The organism is Paraburkholderia sp. MM5482-R2 (genome assembly GCF_050436125.1).
Lineage (GTDB): Bacteria > Pseudomonadota > Gammaproteobacteria > Burkholderiales > Burkholderiaceae > Paraburkholderia > Paraburkholderia tuberum.
Genome location: NZ_JBNDLP010000002.1, coordinates 1,614,333 through 1,633,311 on the forward strand (window position 1 = coordinate 1,614,333; position 18,979 = coordinate 1,633,311).

The window sequence follows — 18,979 nt, forward strand, 5'->3', positions numbered from 1 at the left end:
GGATCATCCTCAAACGATCGCCTGTTACGGCGCGTTTTTCGGTGCGGCGCAACACATTGGCCACGAGGTCGTGTCCGGACGATGCTCTGAGCCCAGAGCGCGCAATATGCATGCCATCTCGCCGCGGCCGTGTGCCGTGCCCGCAGTGCGCGACTGGCGGCGGAGTTCGGCGGCGCATCGTAGAATCGTGCGCTCCCTGCCTCGTGCATCCCTATTGCGTTTTTTGCAGAGCATTCCGATGAATCTTCACCGCCCGTTCCTGCTTGCCCTGTCGAGTGTCTGCGCCTGCGCCATGTTGTGCGCGGCGTCTGTCGCGGAGGCCGCCACGCCGGCGGGCGTGCCGGTCGGCGAGGCGAGCCCGGCCGTCGCGAGCGCCGCGGCCGCGTCTTCCCTCGACGATTCCGGCCCGGCCTACGGTCCGGAGCTGCAGGGCTTCAGCTACCCGGCGCCGGTCGAACGCTTCGAATTCACCTCGCAGGGCGTGCCTTTGCAGATGGCCTACATGGACGTGAAGCCCGCGCATGCGAACGGCCGCACCGTGGTGTTGTTGCACGGCAAGAATTTCTGCTCGGCGACGTGGGACGCGACGATTCGCCGGCTGAGCGATGCCGGCTATCGCGTGATCGCACCGGACCAGATCGGCTTTTGCAAATCGAGCAAGCCCGAGCATTACCAGTACAGCTTCCAGCAACTCGCGCGCAATACGCATGCGCTGCTCGATTCGCTCGGCGTCAGCGAGGTGACGGTGGTCGGTCATTCGACGGGCGGCATGCTCGCCGTCCGCTATGCGCTGATGTATCCGCGCGAAACGCAGCAACTGGTGCTCGTGAACCCGATCGGACTCGAGGACTGGAAGGCGAAGGGCGTGCCGTCGCTGTCGGTCGACCAGTGGTATCAGCGGGAGCTGAAGACCACCGCCGACGGCATCCGCCGCTACGAACAGGCGACCTATTACGCGGGGCAATGGCGCGCGGACTACGAACCGTGGGTGCAGATGCTCGCGGGCATGTATCGTGGGCCGGGCAAGCAGATCGTCGCGTGGAATTCCGCGCTGCTCTACGACATGATTTACACGCAACCGGTCGTCTATGAGCTGGGGCAGCTCGGCATGCCGACGCTGCTGCTGATCGGTCAGAAGGACACGACGGCGATTGGCAAGGACGCTGCGCCGCCGGAAGTGCGTGCGAAGCTCGGCCATTATCCGGAACTCGGCAAGGCGGCCGCGAAAGCGATTCCGCATGCAACCCTCGTCGAATTCGCGGGGTTGGGGCACGCGCCGCAGATGCAGGACCCGCAAGCGTTTCATCAGGCGCTGCTGGATGGGATCGCGGCGGTGCCGGCGAATCGGTGAGCGTTCAAAAGGCTTTCTGTCCCGCCACCGTACTCCTACGTCGTTCACCGCTAGGCGAAACTTCCTGGCGGCTACTTTATGGTTCTTCGCGGATTTCAAGGGGGGACGCTCGCGGACAGGCTGTAGTCGGCCAATTTCTGCCGCTCGCCCCGACACAAGTGCGGTCACTCGAACGGCTGGTTCGCCTCCGCAACCTGCCGGATGCTCAAGGCTAACATCTCTTGAGGTTTGTTCGATGCCTGCCCACGTCTGCGGGCGTGGAAACGCGGGATAGCGCGTGCGGGCAGGCGTTGAATAAACCTGAAGATGACTCGACGTCTGGCAGCACATCGACAGAGGCCGGATTTACCCTGATGCAGGATTGATCAAATGGTCAAGCGGGCGGTTTGCGGTATCGGATTTGGTGAAGTGCTGTTTGCGTCACCAGCGGCGGTTTGCGACATTTCATTTAAAGGCTGCGCGTGCGCCGTTATCAATTGGTGAAGCGCGGCCGCAGCATTCGCAGGCTGACCCAGTTTGCATTTATCGTCGGCACGTCCGCCGGGCGCGGTGCGGCACCGCTCGTCTAGAGTATCGGCACGTCCTATGCCTAGGTCACCGCAGGACCCAGCAGAACGCGGTGATCGACATGTCGGAATCAGCAAACGAAATAGGCCAGCATGGAAATGCCTCCTTGGTCATAGGGGGGCATCTTGTCACGCACCGCATCGGCTACACGCATCACGGCATCTACGTCGGCGATGGCAAGGTGTTGCATTACGCCGGATGGTCCTGTTCGCTGCGTCGCGCCCCGGTGCAGGAGACTTCCTTGAGTGAGTTTGCCGACGGCCACGAGATCCGCGTCGAGCGGACGCCCGGCAGAAGGTACTCGCGTGAGGAAGTGGTCCGGCGTGCGTACTCGCGTCTCGGCGAAGACTGCTACCGGGTGACCACGAACAACTGCGAGCATTTCTGCGCGTGGTGTCTGTGCGGCGAAAGCCGAAGCGATCAGATCGATGCCCTGGTCGCCTTGCCGCAGCGCTGCCTGCACGCGCTGGTCAACATGCTCAGGCAATTCGTGCGCGCAAAACCAATTCATGTCTCCACAGATAGGCTCGCGTGCTGACGAAGCCATCCGCTGTGCGTTTACACCAAATGAACAAGCACGCGCATGCGTGGCGATTTCGCTGGCCCAGTTGCGAGCGCTAGCAGGCATAAGACGCTTCACCAAATGGACAGTCCATTCCGGGTCGTTTTGATGATTTGATCAATCGGTCGCTGGGGTAAGTACTGACCTCGTCATGACGATTCGCCCGCGCAAGCGGTGGCGCCCAAACAGCCAACCCCCAAAGCCGACGGCAGATCAGCCCCTCATAATCGCGGCCCTGAGCCGTGACGATGAGCCGACCTCCCGGCATGGACTTTGCCTAGAATAGAGACGGAGACACCTCATTCACATAAAAGGAGGCGCTGTGACAGACAGCACCGCGCGGTTTTCGGCGAGCATGCGGGAGGGGATCGAGAACCTTTCGCGCCGCCTGAAATTTGTCAGACAGGAGGGACACATCTGGCTCGGCGAGAATCGCATGATTCTCCTTCACACAGCCACGCTGGGCGCGCTGCGCAAGGAACTCGTCGACACGCTCGGCCTGGAGCGCACGCGGGGCCTGTTCACGCGAATGGGCTTTCAATCCGGCACGCGCGACGCAGAACTCGCCCGCACTTTACGCCCCACCGCGAGCGATTTCGGCCTGCTCGAACTCGGGCCGTGCCTGCACGTGCTCGAAGGCAACGTGCGAGTGACGCCGATCGAAGTGGACATCGATATCGCCAACGGCAAGTACTACGGCGACCACCTGTGGGAAGACTCGTTCGAAGCCGAAGTGCATCAGAAAATTTTCGGGCTGAGCAATGACCCGGTCTGCTGGATGCAGGTCGGTTACGCGAGTGGTTATACGTCGGCGTTGATGGGCCGCACCATCCTCTACAAGGAGACGCTGTGTTCGGGCTGTGGCGATCCGCATTGCCGCATCGTCGGCAAGCCGGTCGAAGAGTGGCTCGACGGCGACGAGATGCTGAAGCTGTACACGCCCGATCCGGTCATCGAAACGCTGTTGCAATTGCAGAGCGAAGTGGAAAACCTGCGCTCGCTGCAGCAGGAAGTGGCGCAGCCGGAAGAACTGGTCGGCGCGTCCACGGGTTTTCTCGCGGCGTGGGGGCTCGCGCAGCGCGCGGCGTCGAGCGACGTGACCGTGCTGTTGCTCGGCGAAACGGGTGTCGGCAAGGAGCGCTTCGCGCGCGCGTTGCACGGCGTGAGCCGGAGGCGCGACAAGCCCTTTGTCGCCATCAACTGTGCCGCCATGCCGGAGGAGTTGCTCGAGGCCGAGCTTTTCGGCGTTGAGCGAGGCGCGTTTACCGGCGCGCATCAGACGCGGATCGGCCGTTTCGAGCGGGCGGATACCGGCACGCTCTTCCTCGACGAAGTGGGCGAGCTCTCGGCGTCGGCGCAGGCCAAGCTGCTGCGCGTGCTCCAGGAAGGCGAGTTCGAGCGCGTCGGCGACGACCGCGTGCGCAAGGTCGACGTGCGGGTTGTCGCCGCGACCAACGTCGAGTTGACGGAAGCGGTGCGGCGCGGCGCGTTTCGCAAGGATCTGTTGTATCGTCTCAATGTCTATCCGGTCACGATCCCGCCGCTGCGCGAGCGGGCCGACGATATCCCGCGTCTTGTCGAGCGATTCATCGCGAAGTACAGCGTGCGGCACAGCAAGCGCGTGCTGGGGCTCACCGATCGCGCGATAGCGACACTGCGCGCCCACGCGTGGCCCGGCAACGTGCGTGAACTCGAAAACGCGGTGGAGCGCGGCGTGATCCTCGCGCGACCAGGCGGTCAGATCACGGAGCGCGATCTGTTCACGGCCCTGCCGGAGTCCGGGGACGACAGCGCCGCATCACTCGACGAGCGTGGCCATCCGCTGCGCGAAAACGCGGACGTCGCCGACGCGTTGTTCGATCACATGATGCGCGAAGGCGTGCCGCTCGATCGCGTCGAGAACATGCTCATCGAAGCCGCGGTCGAACGTGCGGGCGGCAATCTGAGCCAGGCGGCGAGAATGCTCGGCATCACGCGGCCGCAGCTTGCTTATCGCTGGCGCAATCGCGAGAAGACCGCTCCGCCCGCGGACAAATAATCACGCTGCTCCGCTTGACGATTCGGGCCGCCCTTTGGGCGGCTTTTTTTTCTGCTGTGCGATGCGTGGCTCGCGAGACGTTTGATCAATTGATCAAACGTCTTGGCAGAGCATCGGCGCGGCTGGTGCCACGCGTGACCCATGTACCGCATTGCCACGCCTGTTTCGCCACTCCAGACGACGCACAGGCGCGCTGCCGCAGTCTCATCGCATGCAAGAAATCGCCGTCGACACGGCGTGTCGGCGTGCTCTTCATCAAATGATCAAACAGGCCGCCATCGCTTGATGATTTGATCATCGCCTCGCACCGCCATTTCGCGAGATTTGCGGTTTTTCTTCGGGCAAACCCTCGTTTTTTTGTACAAACCGCACATGGCACAGGTCGTGCAATAGACAAGAAAAACGAGGAGGCAACGATGCAAGATCCGAGACCGCTGTTCGACAGGACTCGACGATTCATTCGGATAACTGCGCAACGCGAAGATGGTTATGTCGAATTCGATTTCTCGGTCGGTGACCCCGATCTAGCTGTCGAACTGATCATGAACCAGACGATGTTCGATCGCTTCTGCCAGGTGAACTCGGTTCGCACGATTACGCAAACCGACGAACAGATCGGCCTTACGCGCGAACGCTGGCGATACGAGGGCTAGCGCCAGGCGAAACAGCTCATTCAGAAGAGTAGTGGACAAACACGGAGACAGTCTCATGCAAGTCGAAATCAAGACGCTCAAGGCCCAGCCGCTGCGTCAAACCTATGGGCACGTCGGGCGCCGTTTCGGCGACAAGCCGGCCTCGCGATATCAGGAGGCGACCTACGACATTCAGCCCACCACCAACTTTCACTATCGGCCGACATGGGCGCCGGAGTTTGAGTTGTTCGACGCGAGCCGCACGCAAATCCGCATGAAGGACTGGTACGCGCTGAAGGATCCGCGCCAGTACTACTACGGCGCTTATGTGACGACACGCGCGCGGCAACAGGAGGCGGCCGAAGGCGCGTTCGATCTGGTGGAGCGTCGCGGACTGCTGGCGGGGCTGTCGTACGAATGGCAGGAGCGCTTGATCGCCGGGCTGTTGCCGCTGCGTCACATCGAATGGGGCGCCAATATGAACAACACGCTGTGCGCCGATTACGGCTACGGCACCGCGATTACGCAGGCCTGCACGTTCTGCGCGATGGACCGGCTCGGCATTGCCCAGTATCTGTCGCGTATCGGTCTCGCGCTCGACGGCAACACGGGCGTCGCGCTGGAACGCGCGAAGACCGCGTGGCTGGAAGCCGAGGCCTGGCAGCCGATGCGCCGCCTCGTCGAGGACCTCTTCGTGATCGAAGACTGGTTCGAGACCTTCGTCGCGCAGAACCTTGTGCTCGACGGCTTGCTGTATCCGCTCGTCTATCAGCACTTCGACGCGTTCGTTGCGCAGTACCTCGGTGCAAGTCTCGCGATGCTCACCGAGTTCACGCAGCAATGGCAGTCCGATCACACCAAGTGGGTCGACGCGCTGATCCGCACGGTGAGCGCTGAATCGCCCGAGAACCAGCAACGAATTGCCGGCTGGGTCGAGTACTACCGCGCTCGCACGCTCGACGCGCTTCTCCCCGTTGCAGGCACGCTGCTCGACGGCGCGGGCGCTGCCGCACTCGATGAAAGCGGCGCGCAGTTCGCCGCTCGTCTTACGAAGCTCGGCGCATTGCCGGTGGCAGTAGTCCAACCCTGAGGCCGTCATGCAAAACGTCTACATCGCATTGCAGAACACCGACGAAACGCGCGCGATCGTTGCCGCGATTACCGCCGTGAATCCGGAGGCTACGGTCAACGAGTATCCGGCGATGGTGAAGATCGACGCGCCCGGCAAGCTCGTGATTTCGCGCCCCCACGTATCGGAAGAGTTGGGCCGCGACTGGAACATCCAGGAGCTGCAACTGAATCTGGTGTCGCTGTCGGGAAACATCGATGAAACCGACGATGCCTTCACGCTGCAATGGCACGCCTGATATAAACGGAGACGAATGATGGACGCACGCAAGAAGCTGAACCTGAAAGACAAGTACGCGCTGATGACGCGCGATCTCGGCTGGGAAACCAGTTATCAGCCGATGGACAAGGTGTTCCCGTTCGATCAGTACGAGGGCATCAAGATTCACGACTGGGACAAGTGGGAAGACCCGTTCCGCATGACGATGGACGCGTACTGGAAGTATCAGGCGGAGAAGGAACGCAAACTCTACGCGATCATCGATTCGTTCGCGCAGAACAACGGGCACATGAATGTCTCCGACGCACGCTATATCAACACGCTCAAGCTGTTCCTGACCGGCGTGACGCCGCTCGAATACGCGGCGCATCGCGGTTATGCGCATCTGGGTCGCCATTTTCGCGGGGTTGGTGCGCGCGTCGCTTGCCAGATGCAGTCGATCGATGAATTGCGTCACTGTCAGACTCAGGTCCACACGCTGTCGCTCTACAACAAGTATTTCAACGGCTTCGCGGAATGGCCGCATATGTACGACCGCGTCTGGTATCTATCGGTGCCGAAGTCGTACTTCGAAGATGCGATGAGCGCCGGTCCGTTCGAATTCATCACGGCGATTTCGTTTTCGTTCGAATACGTGCTGACGAACCTGCTGTTCATGCCGTTCATGTCAGGCGCGGCGTACAACGGCGATATGGCGACGGTCACCTTCGGCTTCTCCGCGCAGTCCGATGAGTCGCGTCACATGACGCTCGGTCTCGAAGTCGTGAAGTTTCTCTGCGAGCAGGACCCCGACAATGTGCCGATCGTGCAGAAGTGGCTCGACAAATGGTTCTGGCGTGGTTTCCGGCTGCTGACGCTGGTCGGCATGATGATGGACTACATGCTGCCCAAGCGCGTGATGTCGTGGTCCGAGGCGTGGAAGATCTATTTCGAAGACGCGGGCGGCGCGCTCTTCAAAGACCTCGAACGCTATGGCCTGCGCATGCCGAAGTATCACGAGATCGCGACGCAGACCAAAGACCGCGTCACGCATGAGGCTTGGGCAACGTTCTACAACTATGGCGCCGCTGCTGACTTCCACACCTGGGTGCCCTCCGACGAAGAACTCGACTGGCTTTCCGCCAAGTACCCGGAGACCTTCGACAGCGTCTACCGGCCGCGTTTCGAATACTGGCGCGAACAGCAGCAGGCGGGCAAGCGTTTCTACAACGCCAGTCTGCCGATGCTCTGCCAGACCTGCCAGGTACCGATGTTCTTCAGCGAGCCGGACGACCCGACCAAAATCGCCTACCGCGAATCGACGTATCACGGCATGAAGTTCCACTTTTGCTCGGACGGCTGCAAGGACATCTTCGAAGGCGAGCCCGAGAAATATGTGCAGGCGTGGCTGCCGGTGCACCAGATCTATCAGGGCAACTGTGGTGGCGCGTCGCTCGACGATGTTCTCAAGTACTACAACCTCAACCACGGTCACGACAACCTCGACTTCGCGGGCTCGCCCGACGAACGCAACTGGAATGCGTGGAAAGACGCATCCGGCGCCCACGTTTCAGGCGAATGAGCGCGACGCGACACGAGAACAGACAGACGAAGGAGACAAGCATGAGCATCACCGCGATCAAACCATACGCGTTCGAACCGGCCGACCGCGAGTCGCAATTTCATGGCAACCGGCTGCTCTATATCGGCTGGGAGGACCACTTGATGTTCTGCGCGCCGCTGTGCGTGCCGGTGCCGGCTGACATGACGTTCGGCGCGTTGGTGTCGGACGTGCTACCGGGTCTGTATGACGCGCATCCTGATTTTGCCGCGATCGACTGGCACACGGCGCAGTGGTTCAGATCCGGCGAGCCGTGGCGGCCGGACAGCGAGCGCTCGCTCGCCGACAACGGTCTCGTTCACAAGGACGTGATCCGTCTGCGGACGCCGGGCCTGACTGGCATCGGCGGTTCGTGCAGCTAACGCGGGAGACAGTGATGGACTACACCGTACGTATTGAACCGCTCGGCCAGACCATCGGCATCGAAGCGGGGCAGACGCTGCTCGATGCCTGTTTGCGTCAGGGCGTGTGGCTTCCGCATGCTTGCTGTCACGGGCTGTGTGCGACCTGCAAGGTGCAGGTCATCGACGGCGAGATCGATCAGGGCGACGCGTCGGACTTCGCGCTGATGGACTTCGAGCGCGAAGAGGGCAAGTGCCTGGCGTGCTGCGCGACGCCGATGTCCGATCTCGTGATCGAAGCCGACATCGACGAAGACCCCGACGCGCAAAATCTGCCGCTGCAGGATTACACGGGCACGGTCGTCGCGATCGAAGACGCCACGCCGACTATCCGCGTGATCCGGCTCGCGGTGGAGGGCGCCGGGCGTGTCGCGTTTCAGGCAGGCCAGTACCTGAATCTGCATGTGCCGGGCTGCGGGCAGCCGCGCGCATTCTCGCTTGCCAATGCGCCACATGACGGCGAGATCGAGATGCACATTCGCCGTGTGCCGGACGGGGTCGCGACCGGCTGGCTGCACGACGAACTGCGACCGGGCGCGCAACTGGCGTTCGCCGCGCCGTTCGGCCGCTTCTTCGTGCGCAAACAGGCGCAGATGCCGACGATCTTCCTCGCCGGCGGCTCGGGCCTGTCGAGCCCGAAGTCGATGATCCTCGATCTGCTGAACGAAGGCTCGACGTTGCCGATCACGCTGATCCACGGCGCCCGCACACGCGACGAACTCTATTTCGAAGCCTTTTTCAACGACCTGGCCGAACGCCACCCGAATTTCCGCTACCTGCCCGCGCTGTCGAGCGAGCCGGACGACAGCGGCTGGCCGGGCCCGCGCGGTTTCGTGCACGAGGTCCTGAAAGCGCAGTACTCCGACGCCGCGGGCATCACCGATTTTCGCGGCCACAAGGCGTATCTGTGCGGGCCGCCGCCGATGGTCGAGGCGTGCATCAAAACCTTGATGCAGGGCCGGCTGTTCGAGCGCGACATCTACACGGAGCAGTTCCTGTCGGCGGCGGATGCGAGCGAGGCGGCCAAAAGCCCGCTGTTCCGCATCTGACGCGCTCCGTCAGCTCACTCTAGGAGAGCGGTGATGACCTGGCGGATCGAAGTTGAAAACACCGGCGACACGTTCGGCTGCGCGGAGAACGCCACCGTGCTTCATGCGATGGCGGCGACAGGCGGGCGAGGCATTCCGCTCGGCTGTCGCGGCGGCGGCTGCGGTGTGTGCAAGGTGCAGGTGCTGAGCGGCCGCTATCACGCCTGCAAGATGAGCCGCGCTTGCGTGAGCGCCGACGAGGAAGCGCGCGGCACGGTGCTCGCATGCCGCATCAGTCCGCTCACGGATCTGTCGGTGCGCGTGATCGGCAGGATGGCGCGCTGCATCGACAAGGCGCGCGCCGGAATGGTGGCGGAAGAACACCACGAATCCATCCAGCAGCAACAGGCGCCGGGCGGCGTCTGAACCAGAACCATCAAGGAGACACATCATGGCATTGCAAGGCGTACTGCGACCCGGCCATATTGCGCTGCGGGTCCTCGAAATCGATCCGGCGTTGAAGCACTACATCGACGTGCTCGGCCTGCATGAAACCGGCCGCGACGCGCAAGGGCGCGTGTATCTGAAGGCATGGGACGAACATGACCATCACAGCGTCGTGCTGCGCGAAGCGGACGAGCCGGGCATGGATTACCTCGGCTTTCGCGTCGACAGCGAAGCGACGCTCGACCGGCTCGCGAACGCGGTGAAGGAATCGGGCTACGCGAAAGACTTCCTCTGGATGGAAGCCGGCGAGCATCTGCATACAGGGCGGCGTTTCCGCTTCACCGTACCGACCGGCCACTCGATCGAACTCTTCGCGACGAAGGACAAGGTCGGCAGCGCGACCGGCGACGTGAACCCCGACCCCTGGCCCGACGGCCTGCGCGGCATGTCGCCGAGCCGCTTCGATCATTGCCTGCTGTACGGCGACGAACTCGACGATACCGTGAAGCTCTTTCGCGACGTGCTCGGCTTTTCGCTGGCCGAGCAGGTCGTTACACCGGAAGGCATGCAGATCGCCGCGTTCCTGACGTGCTCGAACAAGGCACATGACGTCGCGTTTATCCGCCACGCGGCGAAGAACAAATTTCACCACGTGTCGTTCCAGCTCGACAGTTGGGGCGACGTGCTCAAGGCTGCTGATCTGATTTCCAAGCACGACGTTGCGCTCGACATCGGGCCGACGCGTCACGGCATCACGCGCGGCGCGACGATCTACTTCTTCGATCCGTCCGGCAACCGCAACGAGGTCTTCGCGGGCGGCTACATCCACTACCCTGACAAGCCGACTATCACGTGGCACGACAAGGATCTGGGGCGCGCGATTTTCTATCACGACCGCAAGCTCAACGAGGCCTTCCTGAGCGTGTTGACCTGAGCCGCGCGACTGGCGCAACGAAACGATCGAGACTATCCATGACTGAATTCAAGAATTTCATTGGCGGCGAGTGGGTCGGCACGGATCGCACGTTCGAAGACCGCAACCCGGTCGACGACAGTGTGATCGGGCTCGTGCACGAGGCCGGCCGCGCCGAGGTCAACGCAGCGGTGCAGGCCGCGCGCGTGGCCTTGCACGGACCTTGGGCGCGCATGACGCTGCCGCAGCGCGTCGAACTGCTGTACGCGGTGGCCGACGGCATCAACCGGCGCTTCGACGACTTTCTCGCCGCCGAAATTGCCGATACCGGCAAGCCGCATGCGCTGGCGAGTCACATCGACATTCCGCGCGGCGCGGCGAACTTCAAGGTGTTCGCCGACATGATTCGCAACGTCCCCACCGAAAGCTTCGCCATGGCGATGCAGGACGGCGGTGAAGCCCTCAACTACGGTGTGCGTACGCCGCGCGGTGTGATCGCGGTCGTGTGTCCGTGGAACCTGCCGCTGTTGCTGATGACATGGAAGGTCGCGCCGGCGCTCGCATGCGGCAACACGGTGGTGGTGAAGCCGTCCGAGGAAACGCCGGCTACCGCAACGCTGCTTGGCGAAGTGATGAACGAAGTGGGCGTGCCAAAGGGCGTCTACAACGTCGTGCACGGTTTCGGTCCCGACTCTGCGGGTGCGTTCCTGACTGAGCATCCCGGCGTGAACGCGATCACTTTTACCGGCGAAACGCGCACCGGCGAAGCCATCATGAAGGCTGCGGCGAACGGCGTGCGGCCGGTGTCGTTCGAACTCGGCGGCAAGAACGCGGGCATCGTCTTTGCCGACTGCGATTTCGATGCGGCCGTGATAGGTATCGCGCGTTCCGCTTTTGAAAACACAGGGCAGGTGTGTCTCGGTACGGAGCGCGTCTACGTGCAACGGCCGATTTACGAGCGCTTTGTCGATGCGCTTGCGGCACGAGCGAAGGCGTTGCGTCCGGGGCGCCCCGGCGCCGAAGGCACCACCTTCGGTCCGTTGATCTCGCAGACGCATCGCAGCAAGGTGCTGTCGTACTACGAGCAGGCGCGCGCCGACGGCGCGGTGGTCGTAAGCGGCGGCGGCGTACCCGATATGGCGGCCGGGTTGAAGGACGGCGCGTGGATCGAGCCGACGATCTGGACTGGCCTCCCGGACGGCTCGCGCGTGATCCGCGAGGAAATCTTCGGCCCGTGCTGTCACGTCGCGCCGTTCGATGACGAAGCTGAAGTGATCGCGAAAGCTCAACGACACGCCCTACGGTCTCGCCGCCACCGTGTGGACGCGCGACACCGGCACCGCGCATCGCATGGCGCGCGCGCTCGACGTGGGCATCTGCTGGATCAATTCGTGGTTTCTGCGCGATCTGCGCACCGCGTTCGGTGGCGCGAAACAGTCGGGGATCGGCCGAGAAGGCGGTATCCATTCGCTTGAGTTCTATACCGAGCTGCGCAACGTATGCGTCAAGCTGTGAGGGCTGAGATGAATCCGTTAAAAACAGAAGGGCTCGCGCCCGAAGCGATCGAGCGCTACGGCGACGAACTCTATCGCGCGTTGCGTCATGCCGAGCCGGTTGCGCCGCTGACCGCACGCGAACCCGGCATTACGATCGACGACGCCTACCGTATCCAGTTGCGGATGATTGAACGCCGCATCGCGCTCGGCGGCGAACGAGTGATCGGCAAGAAGATCGGCGTGACGAGCGAAGCGGTGATGAACATGCTCGACGTGCGCCAGCCGGACTTCGGGCATCTCACGTCGGCGATGGTGTTCGCGGACGGCGCCGCGATTGACGTGTCGCAACTGATCGCGCCGAAGGCCGAGGGCGAAATCGCGTTCGTGCTGAAACACGACCTTGCGGGGCCGGGCGTGACGAATGCGGACGTATTGCGTGCCACCGAGGCCGTACTGCCGTGCTTCGAGATCGTCGACTCGCGTATTCGCGACTGGAAGATCCGCATTCAGGACACCGTGGCCGACAACGCGTCGTCGGGCGTATTCGTGCTCGGCGATCAGGCGATCGACCCGCGCGAACTCGATCTCGCACTGGTCGGCATGACGCTCGAAAAGAACGGCGAGATAGCGGCAACCGGCGCGGGCGCAGCGGCGCTCGGGCATCCGGCCAACGCGGTGGCATGGCTCGCGAACACCCTCGGCCGGCTCGGCATGACGCTCAAAGCGGGCGAGGTGATTCTGTCCGGCTCGCTCGCGGCAATGGTGCCGGTGACGGCGGGCGACTCGCTGCGGATCAGTCTCGGCGGCATCGGCAGCGCGTCGGTGCGTTTCATTCAGGGAGAAAAACCATGACGCTCGATCAAACGACGATCGACGCCCTCGCGCATCGGCTCGACGAAGCTGAACTGCAACGGGAGGCGGTCACCAAGATCACCGACGCGTATCCGCAGATCGACTGGGCCGACGCGTATGCGATCCAGGATTCGCTGCGTGCCCGCAAGGAAGCGCGCGGCATGAAAGTCGCGGGCTTGAAGATGGGCCTCACGTCGCACGCGAAGATGCGCCAGATGGGTGTGACAGACCCGGTCTACGGCTTTCTCACCGACTACGGTTCGTGCATGGACGGCGCGGCAATCGACACGTCGTCGCTGATCCACCCGAAAGTGGAAGCGGAAATCGCGTTTGTGACGAAGCATCCGCTTGCAGGTCCCGGCTGCCACATCGGCACCGTGCTGGCCGCAACAGACTTTGTGCTGCCCGCGGTGGAAGTGATCGACTCGCGCTACGAAAACTTCCGCTTCGACCTGAAGAGCGTAATTGCCGACAACACATCGTCGGCGCGCTTCGCGACGGGGGGCCGGCATCGCAGCGCCGCCGGTCTCGACCTGAAGAATCTTGGCGTGGTGCTGGAGAAAAACGGTGAAATCGTCGCGACGGCGTCGGGCGCGGCGGTGCTCGGCCATCCGGCCGCCAGCGTCGCGATGCTCGCCAACATGCTCGGCGCGCGCGGCAAGGCCATTCCCGCGGGCACGTTGATCCTGACCGGCGGCGTGACCGAGGCGATTGCAGTTGCCGCCGGCGATTCGGTCACCGCGCGCTTCCAGCATCTTGGCAGCGTTTCAATGCGCTTCGTCTGAGCGAAGCGTGCCTGCATAAACGGAGAAATTTATGCCCATCATCAACGTTCATCTCATGGAAGGCCGGACCGACGAACAGAAGGCGCGTTTGATCGGCGCACTGACCGACGCCGCCATCGAATCCATCGGCGCGCCGCGCGAATCGGTGCGCGTGCTGCTGATCGAAATCCCGAAGACGCACTTCGGGATTGGCGGCAAAACCGCATTCGAACTCGGGCGCTAGTGCGCCACGCATCAAAGGAAATCTGACCATGTCAAACGTACACGGCGCATCGGCGCCGCAAAAAGTCGCCATCATCGGCTCCGGCAACATCGGCACCGACCTGATGATCAAGATTCTGCGTCACGGCAAGCATGTCGCGATGGCCGCGCTCGTCGGTATCGATCCGCAGTCGGACGGCCTCGCGCGCGCGCAACGGCTCGGTGTGCCGACGACTGCAGGCGGCATCGACGGATTGCTCGCCATGCCGGACTTCGGTGACATCCGCATCGCGTTCGACGCCACCTCGGCAGGCGCGCACAAGCATCACAACGCGCTGCTGCAGGCGCACGGCATCAAGGTCATCGACCTGACGCCCGCCGCGATCGGACCGTATGTGATTCCGTCGATCAATCTCGACGACGAACTCGACGCGCCCAACATCAACATGGTGACGTGTGGCGGGCAGGCGACGATTCCGATGGTCAACGCGGTGTCGCGTGTGGCGAAGGTCCACTACGCGGAGATCGTTGCGTCGATTTCCAGCCGCTCTGCCGGTCCAGGCACGCGCGCCAACATCGACGAATTCACCGAAACCACGTCGAAGGCGATCGAGGTGCTCGGCGGTGCGACGCGCGGCAAGGCGATCATCGTTCTGAACCCGGCCGAACCGCCGCTCATCATGCGCGACACCGTCTTCACGCTGTCCGATCCCGCGGATCGCGACGCCATTGAAGCGAGCGTCGCCGCGATGGCCGAGCGTGTGCAGCGTTACGTGCCGGGTTATCGGCTCAAGCAGCGCGTGCAGTTCGATCTGTTCGACGCAAGCCAGCCGCTGAACGTGCCGGGCTTCGGCCCGATCACGGGACTGAAGACCTCGGTCTTTCTCGAAGTGGAGGGCGCCGCGCACTATCTGCCGGCCTATGCGGGCAACCTCGACATCATGACCTCGGCCGCGCTCGCGTGCGCCGAACGTATCGCCGAAACGCGGCTCGCGCCGCTCGCGGCCTGATCGCGCAACGGAGCGACACCATGCATAACCGCAAACTCTATATTTCCGACGTGACACTGCGCGACGGCAGCCACGCGATCCGTCATCAATACAGCATCGCGAACATGAAGGCGATCGCGCGCGCACTCGACGATGCGCGCGTCGATTCAATCGAGGTCGCACACGGCGACGGACTCTGCGGATCGAGCTTCAACTACGGCTTCGGCGCGCACAGCGACGTCGAATGGATTGCGGCCGTCGCTGAAACGGTCAGCCACGCGAAGGTCGCGACGCTGCTGCTGCCGGGCGTCGGCACCGTCCACGATCTGCGCAACGCCTACGATGCGGGCGCGCGCATTGTGCGCGTCGCGACGCATTGCACCGAGGCGGATGTGTCGAAGCAGCATATCGAGCACGCGCGCGAACTCGGCATGGACACCGTCGGCTTTCTGATGATGAGCCACATGACGACGCCCGCCGCATTGGCGCAGCAGGCAAAGCTGATGGAAAGCTATGGCGCGACCTGCGTCTATGTCGTGGACTCGGGCGGCGCACTGTCGATGGACGGCGTGCGCGAGCGCTTCCGCGCCTTCAAGGACGTGTTGAAGCCCGGCACCCAGACCGGCATGCACGCGCACCACAACCTGTCGCTCGGGGTGGCGAATTCGATTGTCGCGGTCGAGGAGGGCTGCGACCGGATCGACGCATCGCTGGCGGGCATGGGTGCGGGGGCGGGCAACGCGCCGCTCGAAGTGTTTATCGCGGCGGCGGACCGGCATGGGTGGAATCACGGCTGCGATGTGTACGGCCTGCTCGACGCAGCCGATGACATCGTGCGTCCGTTGCAGGATCGGCCGGTGCGGGTCGACCGCGAAACGCTGGCGCTTGGCTATGTGGGCGTCTATTCGAGCTTCCTGCGGCACGCCGAGGCGGCCGCCGGGAAATACGGTCTGAAGACGATCGATATTCTTGTGGAGCTGGGTCGGCGGCGCATGGTCGGCGGGCAGGAAGACATGATCGTCGATGTCGCGCTCGATCTGAAGAAGTAACCCCGTTGCGGGCGGCCGCCAGGCCGTCCACCCGCAAAGGCTCACGAAAACAATATCAAGGAGACAGCAAGATGGAAGTTCGAATCGCGTTCAGGCGAGGGATGCTGCTGGCCGGCATTTGCGCCGCACTCAGCACCAACGTGCACGCCACCGAAGGCGGCAGCGACACGATAGGCGAGGGCGCCGAGGCCTTTTTCGCCGGAGCGTTTCCGCCCGCGGGTCTATATGGACTGCTGTACTACACGCATTACTTCGCGTCGCGCTTCAACGACTCGCACGGCAACAGTTCTGTGCCAGGGTTCAAGCTGAATGCCGACGTGCTGATTCCGAGGCTCCTGTACATGTCGAATCTGTCGCTGCTCGGCGGGCGCTTCGGCGCGTATGTGGTGCTGCCGATGGAGCATCTGTCGCTGGACGCGGGAGGCGCGTCGTTCGATCGCACCAATCTCGGCGATCTGATCGTGAGCCCAGCGTTAATCGCGTGGGGCGATGGTTCCCTGCGAACGGTGGGCGCGCTCGAATTCGTGCTGCCGACCGGACAGTATGACAAGAACGCAGCGCTAAACACCGGCAAGCACTATTACACGGTGAGACCGATATTCGGCGTCAGCTGGTTTCCGGCCCCCGGACTGGAGATGTCGGCGAAGATCACTTACAGCTTTAACTCGATGAACACCGCGACCGACTACCACTCGGGCCAACTGTTCCACGTCGACTATGGCGCGAGCTATGCGGTGACGACAAAGGCGCGGGTCGGCATTGCGGGCTATTTCGTCAAGCAGACCACGGACGACACGCAATATGGCGCGTCGGTGAACGGCGACGGTTTTCGCGGTCAGGTCTTCGCAATCGGCCCGGGGTTTCGCTACGAGTTTGCGAAGGGGAGCGTGGACGTGCGTGTGGTGAAGGAGCTTTTCGTGAGAAACAGACCGGCGGGCGAGGCGGTGTGGGCGCGCGCTGTCATCCCGTTCTGACAATCAATCAATGCCGCCGCCAGGAAGGCGACGGCCAAGGAGTTCACCATGACACAGCAACACGATCCTGAAATCGGCCTGCGGATTCGCGCGGCGGGCCTCGACACGAATTATCACGACGTCGGCGCCGGCGAACCGGCGTTGCTGATTCACGGCTCGGGGCCCGGGGTCACCGCGTGGGCAAACTGGCGTCTTACGATCCCAGCGCTCGCCCGTACGCGCCGCGTGATCGCACCCGACATGGCGGGTTTCGGCTACACGGAGCGTCGCGCGGGCACACATTGCGACATGGATCTGTGGGTGAACCACTTGGTCGGTCTGCTGGACGCGCTTGACATCGAGCGCACCGACCTGGTCGGCAACTCGTTCGGCGGCGCCCTCGCGCTGGCAATGGCCGTGCGTCATCCGGAGCGCGTGCGCAAGCTAGTGCTGATGGGTGCAGCGGGTGTGCGCTTCGATCTGACGCCGGGGCTCGATGCAGTGTGGGGCTATGAGCCAACGGTCGCGAACATGCAAAGCATCATGAACGTGTTCGCGTTCGATCGTTCACGCCTCACGCCCGAGTTGGCGGAGTCGCGCTATCGGGCCAGCATCCGGCCCGGCTATCAGGAGTCGTTTTCCGCGATGTTTCCGGCGCCGCGGCAACGCTGGGTCGATGCGCTCGCGTGTCACGAACATGAACTGGGCGAGGTCCGACAATCGACGTTGATCGTGCATGGCCGCGACGATCAGGTGATTCCGCTCGCCAACTCGCTGCGGCTGCTCGAACTCATCGGCCCGTCGCAATTGCACGTCTTCGGTCAATGCGGGCACTGGACGCAGATCGAACATGCCGATGCGTTCAATCAGTTGGTCGACAAATTTCTGGTGGGTTAGAAAAGCTGGCGAGGCGGTCGATCCTCAGTGCGGCAAGACGGGCGCCGCCAGAAAGCTTCGGCGTAGTCGCGTATGTGGTGTGTCACGCCGTTCAGCCTATGGGGTTTGCCCTGCCGACAGGCTAGCGTTTGGTCTCGACGGCACGTTCATGTTTATGTCGATTGGGGGATCGCCCATGCGGGAACACTCGCTTCGGCGCTGCCACGGCAGTGATTCCCGTCGATGCTTCGAAGAACTGCCGCGTGCGGTTCACATGATCAGTGTCGACGCTGAGCTCGCAGGAGCACTGCTTGTCCAGACGAGGCGCCATACTTTTCCATCGCGTCAAGTAAACGGGCAGATAGAGAAACTGACCCAATCGTGACGCCACGGAGCCGACTTTTCAAGCGTGACAAACGATTACCTGCGGTCGCTCGGCATCGCGCGTTTGCTTTTCTCGTAACCGGCCATTCGCTATAAGCAAGTTCCAAAGGAAGATGAATGTCCGCAACATGGCCGATGAGCGGGCAGTGGCGATCTTCGCGTCAATGGCAGTTCCACCTTCGGAAGCTGTCATTCGACTGATGAGCATCTGTAGGTCCGCAGTGGGTCGTGTGCTGCCGATCGCAGCCTCGCGAGGTTGACGTTGTGTATGCAAATTGCATGGGTCGGCACACGGCCACGAAGTGTCATTCGCCCCTATTGTTGAACAGACGTTCAGACGTCGGTTCTGCAATCGCAAGCGGCCATTGGCCTCCAGAACACGAACGCCTATCTTCGATCGCCATATTTTCCGCTGTCGACAGCTCACCTTGAGACCGAAACAGTGGAAGACACGGTCGCTGCTCTTGATGCCTTGGCGCAATCTGGCGTCGGATTTTGCCGACGCGC

General features: G+C 62.7%; 19 protein-coding genes and 1 pseudogene. 19 read left to right on the forward strand and 1 reads right to left on the reverse strand.

Annotation, left to right across the window (positions count from 1 at the left end; all coding sequences use genetic code 11):
• The first annotated feature begins 238 nt into the window (after window positions 1-238).
• The 3 genes from OKW37_RS10360 to OKW37_RS10370 all read left to right on the forward strand — a co-directional run bounded on the left by OKW37_RS10360 (window position 239) and on the right by OKW37_RS10370 (window position 4,518).
• Window positions 239-1,351: an alpha/beta fold hydrolase gene (locus tag OKW37_RS10360; protein ID WP_429406657.1), complete on the forward strand. Its 1,113-nt coding sequence runs from the start codon at window positions 239-241 to the stop codon at window positions 1,349-1,351.
• 628 nt (window positions 1,352-1,979) lie between these two features.
• Window positions 1,980-2,456 carry a lecithin retinol acyltransferase family protein gene (locus tag OKW37_RS10365; RefSeq protein WP_429408444.1) on the forward strand — a complete coding sequence of 159 codons (477 nt, stop codon included), beginning with the start codon at window positions 1,980-1,982 and terminating at the stop codon, window positions 2,454-2,456.
• Between the two features lie 346 nt (window positions 2,457-2,802).
• A complete protein-coding gene (locus tag OKW37_RS10370) occupies window positions 2,803-4,518 on the forward strand; it encodes a sigma-54-dependent Fis family transcriptional regulator (protein WP_018424326.1) in 1,716 nt (571 codons plus the stop codon).
• Window positions 4,519-4,603: 85 nt separating this feature from the next.
• Here OKW37_RS10370 and OKW37_RS10375 read toward each other — a convergent pair whose 3' ends face one another.
• Window positions 4,604-4,816: a hypothetical protein gene (locus OKW37_RS10375; RefSeq protein WP_184062079.1), complete on the reverse strand. Its 213-nt coding sequence runs from the start codon at window positions 4,814-4,816 to the stop codon at window positions 4,604-4,606.
• 118 nt (window positions 4,817-4,934) lie between these two features.
• On the opposite strand from OKW37_RS10375, the gene OKW37_RS10380 reads away from it, so the two are divergent.
• The 16 genes and pseudogenes from OKW37_RS10380 to OKW37_RS10455 all read left to right on the forward strand — a co-directional run bounded on the left by OKW37_RS10380 (window position 4,935) and on the right by OKW37_RS10455 (window position 18,109).
• A complete protein-coding gene (locus tag OKW37_RS10380; RefSeq protein WP_018424328.1) occupies window positions 4,935-5,171 on the forward strand; it encodes a phenol hydroxylase subunit in 237 nt (78 codons plus the stop codon).
• 55 nt (window positions 5,172-5,226) lie between these two features.
• Complete coding sequence (locus OKW37_RS10385) at window positions 5,227-6,240, forward strand: aromatic/alkene monooxygenase hydroxylase subunit beta (protein WP_429406654.1); 1,014 nt, start codon at window positions 5,227-5,229, stop codon at window positions 6,238-6,240.
• Window positions 6,241-6,247: 7 nt separating this feature from the next.
• Window positions 6,248-6,517, forward strand: a complete 270-nt coding sequence (locus OKW37_RS10390) for an MmoB/DmpM family protein (protein ID WP_018424330.1) — start codon at window positions 6,248-6,250, stop codon at window positions 6,515-6,517.
• Window positions 6,518-6,535: 18 nt separating this feature from the next.
• The gene (locus OKW37_RS10395) at window positions 6,536-8,059 is read left to right on the forward strand and encodes an aromatic/alkene/methane monooxygenase hydroxylase/oxygenase subunit alpha (protein ID WP_184062168.1); all 1,524 of its coding nucleotides are present in this window, start codon (window positions 6,536-6,538) and stop codon (window positions 8,057-8,059) included.
• A 41-nt stretch (window positions 8,060-8,100) separates the two neighbouring features.
• On the forward strand, window positions 8,101-8,460 hold the full coding sequence (locus tag OKW37_RS10400; protein WP_184062078.1) for a phenol hydroxylase subunit P4: 360 nt from the start codon (window positions 8,101-8,103) through the stop codon (window positions 8,458-8,460).
• Window positions 8,461-8,474: 14 nt separating this feature from the next.
• Window positions 8,475-9,548 (forward strand): NADH:ubiquinone reductase (Na(+)-transporting) subunit F, encoded by a 1,074-nt coding sequence (locus tag OKW37_RS10405; protein WP_184062077.1) that lies wholly within the window; start codon window positions 8,475-8,477, stop codon window positions 9,546-9,548.
• A 33-nt stretch (window positions 9,549-9,581) separates the two neighbouring features.
• Window positions 9,582-9,953, forward strand: a complete 372-nt coding sequence (locus OKW37_RS10410) for a 2Fe-2S iron-sulfur cluster-binding protein (protein WP_184062076.1) — start codon at window positions 9,582-9,584, stop codon at window positions 9,951-9,953.
• Between the two features lie 25 nt (window positions 9,954-9,978).
• On the forward strand, window positions 9,979-10,908 hold the full coding sequence (locus tag OKW37_RS10415) for a catechol 2,3-dioxygenase (protein ID WP_184062075.1): 930 nt from the start codon (window positions 9,979-9,981) through the stop codon (window positions 10,906-10,908).
• Window positions 10,909-10,946: 38 nt separating this feature from the next.
• Window positions 10,947-12,402 (forward strand): annotated as a pseudogene (locus OKW37_RS10420) (2-hydroxymuconic semialdehyde dehydrogenase).
• 8 nt (window positions 12,403-12,410) lie between these two features.
• Window positions 12,411-13,235, forward strand: coding sequence for a 2-oxopent-4-enoate hydratase (gene dmpE, locus OKW37_RS10425; RefSeq protein WP_184062073.1), 825 nt, complete (start codon window positions 12,411-12,413; stop codon window positions 13,233-13,235).
• Window positions 13,232-14,020, forward strand: coding sequence for a 2-oxo-3-hexenedioate decarboxylase (dmpH, locus tag OKW37_RS10430; RefSeq protein ID WP_429406649.1), 789 nt, complete (start codon window positions 13,232-13,234; stop codon window positions 14,018-14,020). The genes dmpE and dmpH overlap by 4 nt, the downstream gene beginning before the upstream one ends.
• A 31-nt stretch (window positions 14,021-14,051) precedes the next feature.
• Complete coding sequence (locus tag OKW37_RS10435) at window positions 14,052-14,243, forward strand: 2-hydroxymuconate tautomerase (protein WP_018424339.1); 192 nt, start codon at window positions 14,052-14,054, stop codon at window positions 14,241-14,243.
• Between the two features lie 28 nt (window positions 14,244-14,271).
• On the forward strand, window positions 14,272-15,231 hold the full coding sequence (locus OKW37_RS10440) for an acetaldehyde dehydrogenase (acetylating) (protein ID WP_429406647.1): 960 nt from the start codon (window positions 14,272-14,274) through the stop codon (window positions 15,229-15,231).
• Between the two features lie 20 nt (window positions 15,232-15,251).
• The gene (gene dmpG, locus OKW37_RS10445) at window positions 15,252-16,259 is read left to right on the forward strand and encodes a 4-hydroxy-2-oxovalerate aldolase (protein ID WP_429406645.1); all 1,008 of its coding nucleotides are present in this window, start codon (window positions 15,252-15,254) and stop codon (window positions 16,257-16,259) included.
• A 71-nt stretch (window positions 16,260-16,330) separates the two neighbouring features.
• Window positions 16,331-17,233 (forward strand): SphA family protein, encoded by a 903-nt coding sequence (locus OKW37_RS10450; RefSeq protein WP_184062069.1) that lies wholly within the window; start codon window positions 16,331-16,333, stop codon window positions 17,231-17,233.
• Between the two features lie 48 nt (window positions 17,234-17,281).
• Window positions 17,282-18,109 (forward strand): alpha/beta fold hydrolase, encoded by an 828-nt coding sequence (locus tag OKW37_RS10455; RefSeq protein WP_184062068.1) that lies wholly within the window; start codon window positions 17,282-17,284, stop codon window positions 18,107-18,109.
• The last annotated feature ends 870 nt before the right edge of the window (window positions 18,110-18,979 follow it).

Bases quoted from the DNA above. Each gene is read 5' to 3' on its own strand.
- OKW37_RS10415 (WP_184062075.1), top strand. From the start codon at position 9,979: ATGGCATTGCAAGGCGTACTGCGACCCGGCCATATTGCGCTGCGGGTC.
- dmpE (WP_184062073.1), top strand. From the start codon at position 12,411: ATGAATCCGTTAAAAACAGAAGGGCTCGCGCCCGAAGCGATCGAGCGC.
- OKW37_RS10435 (WP_018424339.1), top strand. From the start codon at position 14,052: ATGCCCATCATCAACGTTCATCTCATGGAAGGCCGGACCGACGAACAG.
- OKW37_RS10365 (WP_429408444.1), top strand. From the start codon at position 1,980: ATGTCGGAATCAGCAAACGAAATAGGCCAGCATGGAAATGCCTCCTTG.
- dmpH (WP_429406649.1), top strand. From the start codon at position 13,232: ATGACGCTCGATCAAACGACGATCGACGCCCTCGCGCATCGGCTCGAC.
- OKW37_RS10360 (WP_429406657.1), top strand. From the start codon at position 239: ATGAATCTTCACCGCCCGTTCCTGCTTGCCCTGTCGAGTGTCTGCGCC.
- OKW37_RS10440 (WP_429406647.1), top strand. From the start codon at position 14,272: ATGTCAAACGTACACGGCGCATCGGCGCCGCAAAAAGTCGCCATCATC.
- OKW37_RS10405 (WP_184062077.1), top strand. From the start codon at position 8,475: ATGGACTACACCGTACGTATTGAACCGCTCGGCCAGACCATCGGCATC.
- dmpG (WP_429406645.1), top strand. From the start codon at position 15,252: ATGCATAACCGCAAACTCTATATTTCCGACGTGACACTGCGCGACGGC.
- OKW37_RS10400 (WP_184062078.1), top strand. From the start codon at position 8,101: ATGAGCATCACCGCGATCAAACCATACGCGTTCGAACCGGCCGACCGC.
- OKW37_RS10390 (WP_018424330.1), top strand. From the start codon at position 6,248: ATGCAAAACGTCTACATCGCATTGCAGAACACCGACGAAACGCGCGCG.
- OKW37_RS10385 (WP_429406654.1), top strand. From the start codon at position 5,227: ATGCAAGTCGAAATCAAGACGCTCAAGGCCCAGCCGCTGCGTCAAACC.
- OKW37_RS10450 (WP_184062069.1), top strand. From the start codon at position 16,331: ATGGAAGTTCGAATCGCGTTCAGGCGAGGGATGCTGCTGGCCGGCATT.
- OKW37_RS10380 (WP_018424328.1), top strand. From the start codon at position 4,935: ATGCAAGATCCGAGACCGCTGTTCGACAGGACTCGACGATTCATTCGG.
- OKW37_RS10395 (WP_184062168.1), top strand. From the start codon at position 6,536: ATGGACGCACGCAAGAAGCTGAACCTGAAAGACAAGTACGCGCTGATG.
- OKW37_RS10455 (WP_184062068.1), top strand. From the start codon at position 17,282: ATGACACAGCAACACGATCCTGAAATCGGCCTGCGGATTCGCGCGGCG.
- OKW37_RS10410 (WP_184062076.1), top strand. From the start codon at position 9,582: ATGACCTGGCGGATCGAAGTTGAAAACACCGGCGACACGTTCGGCTGC.
- OKW37_RS10375 (WP_184062079.1), bottom strand. From the start codon at position 4,816: ATGATCAAATCATCAAGCGATGGCGGCCTGTTTGATCATTTGATGAAG.